Source organism: Nocardia otitidiscaviarum NBRC 14405, from assembly GCF_000308635.1.
Lineage (GTDB): Bacteria > Actinomycetota > Actinomycetes > Mycobacteriales > Mycobacteriaceae > Nocardia > Nocardia otitidiscaviarum.
In genome coordinates this window covers 81,861-95,782 of record NZ_BAGD01000039.1, presented here as the reverse complement: position 1 = coordinate 95,782, position 13,922 = coordinate 81,861, and the positions used below count along the sequence as shown (strand labels likewise).

At 70.0% G+C, this 13,922-nt stretch carries 10 protein-coding genes and 1 pseudogene; 6 read left to right on the top strand and 5 right to left on the bottom strand.

The genetic code is table 11. The features are described from left to right. On the top strand, positions 1–2,555 hold a 2,555-nt coding region (icmF, locus tag ON31_RS07025), incomplete at its 5' end, for a fused isobutyryl-CoA mutase/GTPase IcmF (RefSeq protein ID WP_039810547.1). 82 nt (positions 2,556–2,637) lie between these two features. Further along, complete coding sequence (locus ON31_RS07020; RefSeq protein ID WP_228809947.1) at positions 2,638–3,699, top strand: amidohydrolase family protein; 1,062 nt, start codon at positions 2,638–2,640, stop codon at positions 3,697–3,699. A 3-nt stretch (positions 3,700–3,702) separates the two neighbouring features. On the opposite strand, the gene ON31_RS07015 is transcribed toward ON31_RS07020, so the two are convergent. Both ON31_RS07015 and ON31_RS07010 read right to left on the bottom strand, forming a co-directional pair. After that, a complete protein-coding gene (locus ON31_RS07015; protein WP_029925763.1) occupies positions 3,703–4,656 on the bottom strand; it encodes a DUF2157 domain-containing protein in 954 nt (317 codons plus the stop codon). Between the two features lie 44 nt (positions 4,657–4,700). Further along, positions 4,701–5,348 (bottom strand): TetR/AcrR family transcriptional regulator, encoded by a 648-nt coding sequence (locus ON31_RS07010; RefSeq protein WP_039810616.1) that lies wholly within the window; start codon positions 5,346–5,348, stop codon positions 4,701–4,703. Between the two features lie 109 nt (positions 5,349–5,457). Here ON31_RS07010 and ON31_RS07005 point away from each other — a divergent pair, with 109 nt between their 5' ends. The 4 genes from ON31_RS07005 to ON31_RS06990 are packed head-to-tail and all read left to right on the top strand — an operon-like array spanning position 5,458 to position 9,319. Continuing rightward, a complete protein-coding gene (locus tag ON31_RS07005) occupies positions 5,458–6,297 on the top strand; it encodes an SDR family NAD(P)-dependent oxidoreductase (RefSeq protein WP_039810541.1) in 840 nt (279 codons plus the stop codon). 12 nt (positions 6,298–6,309) lie between these two features. Further along, complete coding sequence (locus ON31_RS07000) at positions 6,310–7,233, top strand: hypothetical protein (protein WP_039810538.1); 924 nt, start codon at positions 6,310–6,312, stop codon at positions 7,231–7,233. Continuing rightward, complete coding sequence (locus ON31_RS06995; protein ID WP_051036944.1) at positions 7,230–7,784, top strand: NAD(P)/FAD-dependent oxidoreductase; 555 nt, start codon at positions 7,230–7,232, stop codon at positions 7,782–7,784. Before ON31_RS07000 ends, ON31_RS06995 begins: the two co-directional genes overlap by 4 nt. Further along, positions 7,781–9,319 (top strand): flavin-containing monooxygenase, encoded by a 1,539-nt coding sequence (locus ON31_RS06990; RefSeq protein ID WP_051036943.1) that lies wholly within the window; start codon positions 7,781–7,783, stop codon positions 9,317–9,319. The genes ON31_RS06995 and ON31_RS06990 overlap by 4 nt, the downstream gene beginning before the upstream one ends. Positions 9,320–9,347: 28 nt before the next feature. Here ON31_RS06990 and ON31_RS06985 read toward each other — a convergent pair whose 3' ends face one another. The 3 genes and pseudogenes from ON31_RS06985 to ON31_RS34540 form a co-directional block, all read right to left on the bottom strand. Then, the gene (locus tag ON31_RS06985) at positions 9,348–10,112 is read right to left on the bottom strand and encodes an SWIM zinc finger family protein (protein WP_039810536.1); all 765 of its coding nucleotides are present in this window, start codon (positions 10,110–10,112) and stop codon (positions 9,348–9,350) included. A gap of 70 nt (positions 10,113–10,182) precedes the next feature. Further along, a complete protein-coding gene (locus ON31_RS06980) occupies positions 10,183–13,242 on the bottom strand; it encodes a DEAD/DEAH box helicase (RefSeq protein WP_039810533.1) in 3,060 nt (1,019 codons plus the stop codon). A 76-nt stretch (positions 13,243–13,318) separates the two neighbouring features. Beyond that, positions 13,319–13,690 (bottom strand): annotated as a pseudogene (locus ON31_RS34540) (FBP domain-containing protein); the annotation flags it as partial. Positions 13,691–13,922: the final 232 nt, after the last annotated feature.

The window sequence follows — 13,922 nt, the reverse complement described above, 5'->3', positions numbered from 1 at the left end:
TGGACCCGACCCGGCGGCGCGGCGGCGGCGCGCTGCTCGGCGACCGCATCCGGATGAACTCACTCGACGCGGACCACGTCTACTTCCGGTCGCTGGCCACGCGCGGGGAACGGGAACTGCCCACCAATGTCGACGACATGCTCATCGCCTGCAAGGCAGCGGGTTACGACCTGGTCGTGCTGGAGACACCGGGTATCGGCCAGGGGGACGCGGAGATCGCCGAGCACGTCGACGTATCGCTGTATGTGATGACCCCGGAATTCGGCGCGGCCTCCCAACTCGAGAAGATCGACATGCTCGATTTCGCGGATGTGGTGGCCATCAACAAGTTCGAGCGCCGCGGGGCCGCCGACGCGCTGCGCGACGTCTCGCGGCAGCTGCTGCGCAATCGTGAGGAGTTCCACGCCGCACCGGAGGACATGCCGGTATTCGGCACCAGCGCGGCCACTTTCAACGATGACGGGGTCACCGCGCTCTATCAGCATCTGAGCGGGCTGCTCGCCGAACGGGGGCTGCCGTTGGAGCCGGGAGTGCTGCCCCGCGTAGACATTCGCGCCTCCACCCGCTTCGCCCAGATCATTCCGCCCGCCCGGGTGCGGTATCTGGCGGAGATCGCCGAGAGCGTCCGGAACTACCACGCCGAGACGGTCCGCCAGGCCGATGCGGCGCGGCGGGTGCAGCGGCTCGAATCGGTGCTCGGGGAGCTGGCCGAAGCCGGGGGTTCCAGCGACGCGACACCCGGGGCGGCCGAGGCGGTCGGTGCGCTGCTGGAGCGGGCCCGCGCCACCCTCACGCCGGAGAACGCCGCGCTGCTGGCCGAATGGCCCGCCGTGGCCGAGTCGTACCGGGGCGACGAGCAGGTCGTCCGGGTGCGCGACCGGGAGATCCGGACCGTGCTCACCCGGGAAACACTGTCGGGCAACAAGGTTCCCCGGGTGGCGCTGCCCCGCTACACCGATCACGGTGAGCTGCTGCGTTTCCTGCGTTCGGAGCACGTGCCGGGGCGCTTCCCCTTCACCGCGGGCGTCTTCCTGTTCAAACGGGACGGGGAGGATCCGGCACGCATGTTCGCCGGTGAGGGCGACGCCTTCCGCACCAATCGGCGATTCAAGGTGCTCTCGGAACATTCCGAGGCCAAACGGCTTTCGACGGCCTTCGACTCGGTGACGCTGTACGGCCACGATCCGGCCGAGCGGCCCGACGTGTACGGCAAGGTCGGCACCTCGGGCGTCTCCATCGCGACGCTGGACGATATGAAGGCGCTCTACGACGGATTCGACCTGGACGCGCCGACCACCTCGGTCTCCATGACCATCAACGGTCCCGCGCCGACCATCCTCGCCTACTTCCTCAATACCGCCATCGACCAGGCGCTGGCGCAGTTCTCGGCCGCCGAGGGCCGCGAGCCCACCGCCGACGAGGCGGCGCGGTTGCGCGCCGAGACGCTGGCCACCGTGCGCGGCACCGTGCAGGCCGACATCCTCAAGGAGGATCAGGGCCAGAACACCTGCATCTTCTCCACCGAATTCAGCCTGCGCATGATGGCGGACATCCAGGAATGGTTCGTGCGCAACGGGGTTCGCAACTTCTACTCCGTCTCCATCTCCGGCTATCACATCGCCGAGGCGGGCGCGAACCCGATCAGCCAGCTGGCGTTCACCCTCGCCAATGGGTTCACCTACGTGGAAGCGTATTTGGCGCGCGGTATGCACATCGACGACTTCGCGCCGAATCTGTCGTTCTTCTTCTCCAATGGCATGGACGCCGAGTATTCGGTGATCGGCCGGGTGGCGCGGCGCATCTGGGCGATCGCCATGCGGGACCGGTACGGGGCCAACGAACGCTCACAGAAGCTCAAGTACCACGTCCAGACCTCCGGGCGGTCGCTGCACGCACAGGAGATGAGCTTCAACGACATTCGCACCACCCTGCAGGCGCTCATCGCCGTCTACGACAACTGCAACAGCCTGCACACCAATGCCTACGACGAGGCCGTCACCACCCCCACCGAGGAGTCGGTGCGGCGCGCCCTGGCGATCCAGCTGATCATCAACCGGGAATGGGGACTCGCCATGAACGAGAACCCGCTCCAGGGCAGCTTCATCATCGACGAGCTCACCGACCTCGTGGAGGAGGCGGTGCTGCTGGAGTTCGAGCGGATCAGCGAGCGCGGCGGCGTGCTGGGCGCGATGGAGACCGGCTACCAACGCGGCCGCATCCAGGACGAATCCATGCTCTACGAGCGGCGCAAACACGACGGCAGCCTGCCCATCATCGGCGTCAACACCTTCCGCAATCCACGGCCGGACGAGCATCGGGTGCTCGAACTGGCGCGCGGCACCGAGGAGGAGAAGCAGTCGCAGCTGCGGCGGGTCGGCGAATTCACCCGGCGCCATCGCGACGAGGCGCATGCCGCGCTGGCACGACTGGAGGCGGCGGCGCGCGGTGACGACAATGTCTTCGAGATATTGATGGACGCCGCGCGGGTGTGCACGCTGCAACAGATCACCGACACCTTCTTCACCGTGGGGGGCCAGTACCGCCGCAACGTCTGATTCGCCTGCCCGACCGTCTGGGAAATGGGACAATCCGCATCGAAGCGACCAGTACGGAAGGGACGTCATGGACCTGACTGGAATGACTGTCGTCGATGCGCATATCCACCAGTGGGATCCGCTGACCACACCGCGCGAGTTCAGCGGATTGGCGAAACTCTTTCGCTACCTGCCGATTCCCATCGACGTAGCCGCCAGACTGGCCCCCAGACGCGACCGGGAATTCGTCGCCGACCCCGAACCGTTCGTCCACCCCTACCTTCCCGCCGACTATCGCGACGACGCCGGGGACGTCCCCGTCGAGGCGATCGTCCACGTCGAGGCCGAATGGTCCGGCAGGGGTGGGCTGGCCCAGGCCGACGAGACCCGCTGGGTGGCCAGCCTGCCCTTCGGCGTCGACACCCCCGCGCTCGGCGCGATCGTCGGCGGGGGCGACCCCACCGCGGCCACCTTCGCCGAACTGCTCGACGCCCACCAGTCGGCCTCGCCGCTGTTCCGGGGCATACGCACCCGCGTCGAACACCATCCCGACCGCGGCATCCGCGGGCACCGCAAACCGCCGGGCGTGCTCACCAGCGCCGCCTTCCTCGACGGCTTCGCGGTGCTGGCCGAACGCAAGCTCTCCTTCGAGGCGTGGGTCTACTCCCAGCAACTGCCGGAGGTCACCGCGCTGGCCCGGCGCTATCCCGACGCCACCATCGTGCTCAATCATCTGGGCACGCCCGCGGGCATTTTCGGGCCGGTGGGCCGCGACACCGGGAAGGACCCCGGGCGCCGTCGCGAGCTGTTCCTGCGCTGGCGCGACGATCTCGCGGCGCTGGCCACCCATCCGAATGTGGTGGCCAAGATCAGTGGTCTGGGCATGCCCATCCTCGGGCATCCGGTACCCGCCCGGGGCGAGTCGACGCCGGTGGCCGTCCTCCAGGAGCGCCTGTCCCCCATGCTGCACCACGCGCTGGACGTCTTCGGGGCGGACCGGCTGCTGTGGGGTTCCAACTTCCCGGTGGACAGACCGATCACCTCGATCGGCAATGCCGCCGAGGCCATCGCCACCGCACTCACCGAGCACGGGGCCGATGCCGCCGCACTGGACATGATCTTCCGCACCAATGCCCAGCGCGTCTACCGCATCGACGTGCTCTGAAGCTCAGGAACGCTTGCGCGTCAACGCCATCGCGCCCACACCGAGCAGCAGTGCGCCGAGCACCAGCACGGTGACCGCGGTCGCCGCCGCCTGCCCGGTCCAATCCCATACGGCCTGAGTCGTTCCGACGGCGACCGCGAGAACACCGCCGACCACCAGCACGGGCGTGCGCTCGGTCGCGTAGACGCCGAAGCAGACGACGGCCACCAACAGGGCGAGCGGGTACGACCAGCGTTCGTGGACGAATCCCGCCACCTGCGCGCCGATGAGCGCGGTGGCGATGGCGATCACATAGGCCACCCAGTTCGGGGCCGCGACGCCGAATCGACCGGCCGCGAACCAGATTCCACCCAGGGCCACCAGCGCCACCCCCGTCCCCACGCTGTCGGTGCCGACGAACTCGCCGCACACCCCGGCCACCGCCGACGCCGCGAACACCCCGCAGGCGAGCAGCCCCACCACCGACGGCAGCGCCGCGTAACCCGCCAGGCCGACGATCAGTGCGGCGAGCATCGCCCACACCCAGGTGGTGTCGTCACCGGCGTCGTCGAGGGCGAGGCCGACCAGCGCGGCTACGCACAGGGCGGTCAGTACGAACAGCACGGCCGCCAAACGCGCCGCGACCGTGCGGTCACCGTCGTCGCGGACGAACAGCGCCGCCGGGCCACCGGCCAGCAGCACGCCGCCCACCGCCAGCCCGATCGACACCACCGCCAGCACGAGCAGCTGTCCGAGCCGGTCCAGATCGTCCCAGGAGGAGTCCAGCAGCAGGAGGATGCCGCCGAGCAGCAGACCCGCGCCCACGTAGGCCGCGATCTCGGCGACGAGGCGCGGCCACGGCACCGGGGCGGCGCGCTCCTCGGCGAGCGCGGTCGCCACCGCCGTCCGCTGCTCGGTGGTCAGCACGCCGTCGTCGACCAGCCGGTCCAGCGCGGTCCCCACCCATCGTCGCGTCATGCGCCCAGTATGGGCGTACCGAGCGGTATTGCCCGGGAATTCGCCTACTCCCGGTCGGCGGCGATGGCCGCGGGATCGAGGTACTGCGTTCCGAGCAGCGTGGCGACCCGGCTGGCATGGTCGATGACCCGCTCCGCGTCCGCCTCGACGGCCCCGGTGCGCCAGGCGGAGAGCAGTTCGTTGAAACCGCCGATGCCCATGAGAACGCTCATGCGGAAATCGGATTCGTCCACACCGGTCCGCAGATACGGGCGGGCGGTGGCGATGAGCAGATCGGTGGAATCGCTGAGCGTGGCCCGGCGGCGCTCCTCGAGGACCCGGCTGCCCGCGTGGTTGTCGAAGAGGATGCGGGCGTGCCCGTGGGTTTGCAGATCGACGGCGCGGGTGACGGCCAGGCGCAGGATCTCCAGCGGCGTCCGGTCCAGGTGTTCGGCCACGACCGCGGACAGTTCGCCGAAGACCTCGAAGCACACCTCGTCCCACACCGCGCCCAGCAGTTCGTCGCGGTCGGCGAAATGCTCGTAGAAGTAGCGGTCGTTGAGGGCGGCGCGGGTGCACACGCCGCGCATGGTGACCGCGGCCCAACCGTGCTCGAGCCAGATCGCCAACCCGGCCTCGATGAGCTTGCGGCGGCGCTGCGCGCGGCGTTCCTCCGGGGTTCGGCCACCCCAGGTTCGGGCCGGTGCGCGCATGTTCATCATTGACAAATTACCCCATCGAGCGCCTAATTGGTGGCAGGCGCGGCCAATGGTGGCAGGCGACACCAGTTGGTGGTCGCGTCGCACGGCTTCGGGAGTTCCCATGCGACTCAACCCCTTCGGCGGATCCCGCCGCACCAGATACGCGGACGCGGTGGTCACCGGCGCGGGCAGCGGCATCGGCCGCGCGCTGGCCGTCGAGCTGGGCCGCCGCGGCGGGCGCGTGGTCTGCGCCGATATCGACACCGACACCGCCCGCGACACCGTCGAACTCGTACACGAGGCCGGCGGCAAGGCCTTCGAGGTGTACTGCGACGTGGGCAGCGCCGACCAGGTGGCCGCCCTCGCCGACACCGCCGAACAGTGGTTCGGCAATCCCACCGACCTGGTCTGCAACAACGCCGGAATCGGCGCGGGCGGCGCACCGGTCGGCGAGGCCCCGCTGTCCGAATGGCACCGGGTGCTCGACGTGAACCTGTGGGGCGTCATCCACGGCTGTCACGTCTTCGCGCCCCGCATGCGCGCGGCCGGCCACGGGGCGATTCTGAATACCGCCTCCGCGGCCGCCTTCGGCTCCGCGCCGCGCATGGCCGCCTACAACGTGAGCAAGGCGGGCGTGCTGGCGCTCTCCGAAACCCTCGCCGCGGAACTGGTCGGCACCGGGGTGACCGTCACGGCACTGTGCCCCACGGCGGTTCGCACCCACATCCTCGACAATGCCGCCATCGACGACCCGTCCACCGCGCGACTCGGCGATCTGCTGCTGCGCTGGACCGGACGCCCGCCCGCGAACATCGCCCGCGAAACCCTCGACGCCGTCGACCGCGGCCAGCTCTACGTGGTTCCGCAGGTCGAAGCCAAGCTCATCTGGCAGTCCAAGCGGCTGCTGCCCGTTCCGTACACCCGCGCCGCCGGACTCATCGAAAGGCTGGCGCGCCGATAAGGGAGCCGAACAATGGCGTTCGCCTATCCGGACATGCTGGAAACCATCCGAGACCGCCAATGGGCCCTGGCCGATATCGACTGGGACGCACCGGGAGCCGACCTCGTCACCGCCGAACAGCGGCCGACGCTGGCCGCGTTCATGGCCGACCTGGTGTGGATCGAACACGTGGGCGCGCGCGGCTTCGCGGCCCTCACCCGCAAGGCGCCGCCCGGGCCGCTGCGCGAGATCTACCGCTACTTCCACGCCGAGGAGCAGAAGCACGCCAATGCGGAACTGGCGCTCATGCGGCGCTGGGGGATGCTCGACGCGGACGCCATGCCGGTGCCCAACAAGAACATCCGGCTCGTCATCGAATGGGTGGACCGCTACTCCGACGACCTGTCCCTGCCGGTGCTCGCCACCGTCATCCCCTCGCTGGAATGCGCACTGGACGGGGCGCTGGTGAAGTTCCTGCTCGACGAGGTACGGGACCCGCTGTGCCACACCGTGTTCCGGCACATCAACAGCGACGAGTCGCGGCACCTCGCGGTCGGATTCCAGGTGCTGGAACAGCTCGGCGCGGGCCCGCTGCGCCGTATCGCCATCGAGACGGCCGGATACACGCTGCGTCCCACCCTGCTGCTCGGCGCGCTGGTGTACACCCCGCTGCTGTCGCGCATGTCGGCCAACATCATGGCCATGGGGCTCGACGAGGAGAAGCTCTGGAATGCCGTGCGGCGCTACGAGAAAGCCGGGGAACGCAGCCCGAGCATCAAACGGGTGCCGCTCTATCACGTGGTGCGGCTGCACGGGCGCGCCACCATCAACCGGCTGCAACCACTACAGGCGGTCAACGACGGGCTCGGCCGGGTCATCGACCGATTCCCGGTGCGGATGCTGGGCCGGGAGCCGTCCTGGTCCAAGGAGCTGACCTACGAGCCGGTGGCGGAATGAACGCGGCGGCCGCACGGGTGGACGCGTTCTCCGACTGGGGCGCGCGGGGCAATGGGGTGCGTCCGCCGCGCGGCGCGGACTCCTTCACCGGACCGCAGCTGCACTGCGACCGCTGGACGGACCAGCTGCCGCTGGCCGGGCAGCGGGTCGCGGTGATCGGCAGCGCGGCGGCGATCGCGCGGGTGCTGCCCCGGGTGGCGGAGCGCGCGCGGAAGGTCACCGTCTTCCAACATGATCCGGTGTGGGTGCTGCCGCGCCCGCCGCTGCCGTACCTCACCGCGGCGGCGCGGCTGCTGCCCTTCGGACTCGCCCGCCGGGCCGCCGCCGCGAATCTGCGCCTTCAGGTGCCGGATTCGTGGTCCCGCCGCCAGCTCACCCCGGAATCACCCGCCCGGGTCACCTGGCACAACCATTACTACCGGGCCCTGCACCGCCCCCATGTCCGGCTCATCACCTGGCCGATCGCCCGGCTCGCACCGCGCGGCATCCGCACCGTGGACGGCATCGAGCATCGGGTGGACTGCGTCATCTACGCCGAGGAGACCTCATGAACGCCAGCGTCGTCGACCACGAGATCGTCATCATCGGTGCCGGATTCTCCGGCATCGGCGTCGCGATCATGCTGCGCAAGCACGGCTTCGACGACTTCCTGATCGTCGACGAGGCCGACGGGGTGGGCGGCACCTGGCACTGGAACACCTACCCCGGTATCGCCGTGGACATTCCGTCGTTCAGCTACCAGTACTCGTTCGAACAGCAGCGCGGCTGGTCCCGGATCTACGCACCCGGTCGGGAACTGAAGGCATACGCCGAATACTGCGTCGGCAAGTACGGGCTGCGACCGCGAATCCGGTTCGGCACCACCATCGCCCGCGCCGACTACGACGACGACCTGCACCTGTGGCGCTTGCGCACCGCCGCGGACGAGGAGATCACGGCACGCTACGTGATCGGGGCCACCGGCGTGCTCACCCGGCCCAAACTGCCCGATATCCCGGGGGTGGAACGGTATTCCGGGATCGTCATGCACACCGCGCGCTGGGATCACGGGCAGGACCTGCGCGGTAAACGCGTGGGCATCATCGGCACCGGGGCGTCGGCGGTACAGATCATTCCGGAGATCGCCCCCGACGTGGCCCATCTGACCGTCTTCCAGCGCACCCCCATCTGGTGTCTGCCGCGACCGGACCGGGAGCTGCCCGGGGCGGTCCGCCTGCTCATGCGGCTGCCCGGGGGCCAGCTGTTCACCCGGCTCGCCAGTCAGACCTTCGTCGAACTGACCTTCCCGCTCAGCGCGCACTACTACGGACTGCTGCCCATCGCCAAGGTGGGCGAGCGGGTCGGACTGGCCCACCTGCGCGATCAGGTACACGATCCCGAGGTGCGCGACAAGCTGACGCCGCGCTACGCCCTCGGCTGCAAACGGCCCGGATTCTCCAACGACTACCTCGCCACCTTCAACCGGTCGAATGTGCGGTTGGAGACCGATCCGATCGCCGAGGTCACCGAAACCGGATTGCGCACCGCCGACGGGAACCACCACCCGGTCGACGTGCTGATCATGGCGACCGGTTTCAAGGTCATGGAGTCGGGGAACATGCCGACCTTCGACCTGCACGGCAGCGGCGGCGCGCGGCTGGAGGACTGGTGGGACGACAACCGGCTGCAAGCCTACGAGGGCGTGAGCGTGCCCGGATTCCCGAACTTCTTCTCCATCATCGGGCCGTACGGGTACAACGGGTCGTCGTACTTCGCGCTCATCGAAATGCAGACCCGGCACATCCTGCGGCTGCTGCGCAACGCGCGCAAGCGGCGGGCGACCCGGGTGGAAGTCACGCCGGAGGCCAATGCGCGATTCTTCCGGGAGATGCTGAATCGCCGTGGCACCCAGGTGTTCTGGCAGGACAGCTGCGCACTGGCCAACAGCTACTACTTCGACAAGAACGGCGATGTGCCGCTCAAGCCGATGAGCACGGCGGAGGCGGCGTGGCGGGCCGGTCACTTCGATCTGGGCGACTACCGGTTCGACCGGCTCGCCGAGAACGCCGAACCGGAACGGCGGTCGCGGCGGGTCGCGGTGCGGTGAACCGGCGGCTGCGGCGCGGCGCGCGGCGTCAGCGCAGGGCGCGGTAGAGGGCGCGCAGGTGGTGCAGGCCGGCCTCGGCGGTGGGCTCGTCCTCGGCGGTCATGCGCAGGGCACGGCGCAGCAGGGCGGGATCCAGATCCTCGGGGGCCGGGTGGAAATCGGGCCGCGGCAGTGCCGGGAGCGCGGATTCCTCCCCGTAGAGGTCCACCGGGTCCGGCGGGGCCGAATCGCGTTGCACCGCGCCGATCAGGGTCTCCAGATCCACGCCGCGCAGGGTCAGCAGATCCTTCGGATGGTCGTCCAACCGCTCCGCCAGGATGTAGCAGACGGCGGCCACGTGTTTGCACGGCCATCCCGAGTCCGGGCAGGAGCAGGCGAAGTCCAGTTCGCTGACCGTGGTCGGGAGAATGAGCGAACCCAGTCCGGAAGGCAGTGTGCCCGAAGCGATCTCGGCAAGCATCCCGGGCGTCTGCCGCACGACGGCGACGAGTTCGTCCAACCGGTCGTCGCGCAGCTGACGCATGGTGAGCACGGCGGTGAACGGGCGCGGTTGACTGCCCTGCACCTCGGCGTGCACCGCGCCGGGCTCCAGGTGATAGCTGACGACCTGCCCGGCGCGGGCGTAGGTGCGGCCGCGGGTCAGCCGACCACGGTCGGCGACCTGCTCGACGGCCTCCAGGAAGGCGCGGCCCCAGCGAGTCGTGGCGAAACCGCCGCGCTGGCTGCGGGATTCGACGCCGCCGCGCACCGGGCGGCGCTTGCCGAAGGTGCTGTAGTCGACGCGGTCGCTCACGCTGTGTCCTTTCGGGCGTGAGCGGAGCGCTGCGTGGCTACGCTGCGCTGCCGCCTCCGCACTTGTCCGCTCACTCCCCCACCGCCTCGGAGCCGAGGGCGAACAGGTCGCGCAGTTCGTCGTCGCTGAGCTCGGTGATCCAGTTCTCGCCCACGCCCACCGTGAGATCGGCGAGTTGACGCTTGCCGGAGAGCATGTCGTCGATCCGCTCCTCGATGGTGTCCACGCACACCAGCTTGCGGACCTGCACGTCGCGGCGCTGGCCGATGCGGAAGGCGCGGTCGGTGGCCTGGTTCTCCACCGCCGGGTTCCACCAGCGGTCCAGGTGCACCACATGATTGGCGGCGGTGAGATTCAGTCCGGTGCCGCCCGCCTTGAGCGAGAGCAGCATGAGCGGCGGGCCGCCGGACTCCTGGAAGCGGGTGACCATGGCGTCGCGACGCTGCTTCGAGACGCCGCCGTGCAGGAAGGGGACCTCCACGCCGAAGCGTTCGGTGAAGAAGGGGGCCACCAGGTCACCGAACTCGCGGAACTGGGTGAACAGCAGGGCGCGTTCACCGTCGGCGAGGACGGCTTCGAGCACGTCCTCGACCAGGGCCAGCTTCCCGGAGCGGTGCCGGCCGCGGCGCAGCACCCCGGAACCGTCGCCGAGGAAGTGCGCGGGATGGTTGCACACCTGCTTGAGCCGGGTCAGCGCGGCCAGCACCGCGCCCTTGCGGCCCATATCCTCCTTGGTCTTGGCGGCCTTCAGCTTCTGCGTCATATCGTCGAGCACGGCCTGGTAGAGGGCGGCCTGTTCGACGGTGAGGTTGGCGCGCACCGTCATCTCGATCTTCTCGGGGAGATCGGAGATCACCGCCGGATCGGTCTTGACCCGGCGCAGCACGAACGGGGAGGTGATGGCGCGCAGGCGGGCCACCGCGTTCTCGTCGCGCTCCCGCTCGATGGGCACCGCGAAGCGGGCGTGGAAGTCCGAGGGTTTGCCCAGCAGTTTCGGATTGGCGAAATCCAGGATGGAGCGCAGTTCCTCGAGCCGGTTCTCCACCGGGGTTCCGGTGAGCGCCAGGCGATGCCGCGCCGGTATCGCGCGGGCGGCGCGCGCCTGCCGGGTCGCCGCGTTCTTGATGTGCTGCGCCTCGTCCAGCACCACCCGCTGCCACTCCTGCCGCTTCAACTCCTCCACATCGCGGGCCAGCAGCGCGTAGGTGGTGACAACCAGGTCCGAATCCGCCACGGCCGCATCGAATTCGGGTCCGCTGCGCCGACCCGCCCCGTGATGCACCAGCACCCGCAGCCCCGGCGCGAACCGCTCCGCCTCCCGCTGCCAGTTGCCTACCACGGACATGGGGCACACCAGCAGGGTGGGGGCGGGAGGAGCGACGGCGGGGGAGGTTTCGCGTTCGTGTACCAGCAGCGCCAGCACCTGGATGGTCTTGCCGAGGCCCATATCGTCGGCTAGGACAGCGCCGCAGCCGAGGCGGGACATGGTGGCGAGCCAGGTCAGGCCGCGCTGCTGGTAGGGGCGCAGTTCGGCTTTCAGTCCGGCGGGCGGGTCGATCGGTTCGGTCGGATGGTCGGTGTCGAAAAGCTCTGCCGCCCAACCGGTCGCGGTAATGGAAGTCAGAGGGACGCGGGTCACCGGGTTGGCGGCGAGTTCGGCGAACAGGCCGCCGACGGTGGTGGGCGTGTCGTCGGCGCGACCCGAGACGTACTCCGCGGCGGCGGCCAGGACGCGGTGGTCGGCCGGCACCCACTGCCCGCGCAGCTGCACCAGATCCGACTTGGCCGCAATGACGCGCGCCATCTCGGCGGGCGTCAGCACGCTGTCGCCGAGCGCGAGCTCCCACCGGTAGGACACCAAACCCTGGAGCCCGACCGCTGTTTCGGTCGCCGCGGGGCTCTGCACCCGCAGCCGCAGGCTCGGCGAGGTGATCTTCCAGGCGCGCGGCAACAGCAGCCGCACCCCCGCCGATTGCAGTGCCTGCGCCCCGTGCGCCACCAGATCCATCACGACCTCGGTCGGCAGCAGCAGATCCATACTGTGCGGGTCGCCGGGCAGATCGCGCAGCCGCGGATACGCCTGCTTGGCGGCGGCGAGCTTCTCCCCCGCCACCCGCACCGCCTGGGGGTCGCCCGGCAGCAGCACCGGCTGCGGAGCCTCCCCCTCGGTGTGCAGGCACACCTCCAGCCGCCACAGCACATCCGCCGCCTCGGCCTCCGCGTCGGGCGGTTCCAGCAGTCGCAGCACCAGCTCGGGTTCGTCGACGGTCAGACTCGTCCGCCAGTCCTCCAGCACCGACGCCAGCCGATACGACCCGACCTCCAGCGGCCCGTCTCCCACCAGCGCGGCGAGCAGTGGATGGGGCCCCACCCGGGTGGCGTGCATCGGACGATCCCGCGGTCCGGGATATCTCTCCGCCGCCGCCAGACTGTCCCGCAACGCCGCTGTCAGCGATTCCGGATCGTCGACGGCCACCGAGCCCACGGTCGGCAACGCCGCCGCCGGCCGGGCGCCAGCCCTACTCGCGGCCGGGATCGCGGTGACCTCCGCCGCGGAATGCGCGGCGCCGGTCGAGAATTCGCCGGTCAGCAGTGACGGCTCCGCCTCGGCCAGGCGCAGCCGGGTGATCGGGTCGGCGAGTTCGCCGGTGAAATCCTCCAGCAGCGCGGACGGCCGCCCCACCGTACGCAGCGCGGCGGGCATGGCGACGGCCAGCTCCGCCAACCAGGCGCGCTGCCGCTGACCACCCAACAGCCGCCAGCGCACCCACCAGTCGCCGTCGTCCCGGCGCACTTCGGGCACGATGCGCCCGGCCCGCACCCAGCGGTCGATACCGCGCGCCACATGAGCGAGAAACCGCAGATCCCCCGCCACCGCCTGCGGCGGCAGCTCTTGCAGCAGCACCCGCGCCGCCGCCTCGGGCGCCAAGGCGTGCCCACGCACCGTGCTGTGCTCCGGACCGTGCGGCCCGGGGACCAAGACCTCGGCCCGATGCCGGAACCGGGCCGTCCGCACGATCGACCCCAGCGGATCCGGCAGCGTCAGCGCGTCGACGGCCGCCCTGGCATCGCCGTCCGGACGATGCCACAGCACCAGCCCGGACCCCGGCGACCACAGTCCGTGCAGCATCCGCCCATCAAATCAGCCGGGTCCGACAAGCCCGCGCCCGGCCTCGGGTGTTCCGGTTCCGGTCATCGGGCGGCGGTCAGCCCAGCACGCGGGCGACGAACCCGTCGAGACGCCTGGTGAGGTGCTCGATGCGGGCCTCGGTGGGCAGTGCCTGTTCGGGCTGATTCGCGCCGAGCGGTTTGCGGCCTCGCACATACAGCGAGCAACAGAAGTCCGCGCACACGTAGGTGCCCACGCTGTTGCCCGCCTTGCCCACGGCGCCCGCCTTGCGCGCGGTGAACAGGTTCGTCCCGCCGACTCGGTGGACCGCGTGGCACAGCTCGCACATGCCCGTGCGCGGCCGGGCACCGTCGGCATTCGCAGCCCGCAGCTCGATGCCGATCAGCCGTCCGGTGTGTTCGGCGACCAGGTAGGCACGGCGCGGCGCACGCGGGTCGGTCCAGCCGAGGTAGTCGAGTTCCGGCCGCGCCGAGCGACGGCGCGAACTACTCGACGGCTGTCGCGACTACGCGGACGAGCACGGACTGTTCGGACTGACACTGCGACCGCTGGCCGACCACCTCGGGACCTCGACCCGCAATCTCCTCCACCACTTCGGCAGCCGGGAGGCCCTGATCACCGAGATCGTCGACCGCACCCTTGACGACTACCTGACGATCTCCCGGCAGCTCCTCTCCCGC

Coding starts and splice junctions, on each gene's coding strand:
- ON31_RS07020 (WP_228809947.1), top strand. CDS start 2,638: ATGACTGTCGTCGATGCGCATATCCACCAGTGGGATCCGCTGACCACA.
- ON31_RS07015 (WP_029925763.1), bottom strand. CDS start 4,656: ATGACGCGACGATGGGTGGGGACCGCGCTGGACCGGCTGGTCGACGAC.
- ON31_RS07010 (WP_039810616.1), bottom strand. CDS start 5,348: ATGCGCGCACCGGCCCGAACCTGGGGTGGCCGAACCCCGGAGGAACGC.
- ON31_RS07005 (WP_039810541.1), top strand. CDS start 5,458: ATGCGACTCAACCCCTTCGGCGGATCCCGCCGCACCAGATACGCGGAC.
- ON31_RS07000 (WP_039810538.1), top strand. CDS start 6,310: ATGGCGTTCGCCTATCCGGACATGCTGGAAACCATCCGAGACCGCCAA.
- ON31_RS06995 (WP_051036944.1), top strand. CDS start 7,230: ATGAACGCGGCGGCCGCACGGGTGGACGCGTTCTCCGACTGGGGCGCG.
- ON31_RS06990 (WP_051036943.1), top strand. CDS start 7,781: ATGAACGCCAGCGTCGTCGACCACGAGATCGTCATCATCGGTGCCGGA.
- ON31_RS06980 (WP_039810533.1), bottom strand. CDS start 13,242: ATGCTGCACGGACTGTGGTCGCCGGGGTCCGGGCTGGTGCTGTGGCAT.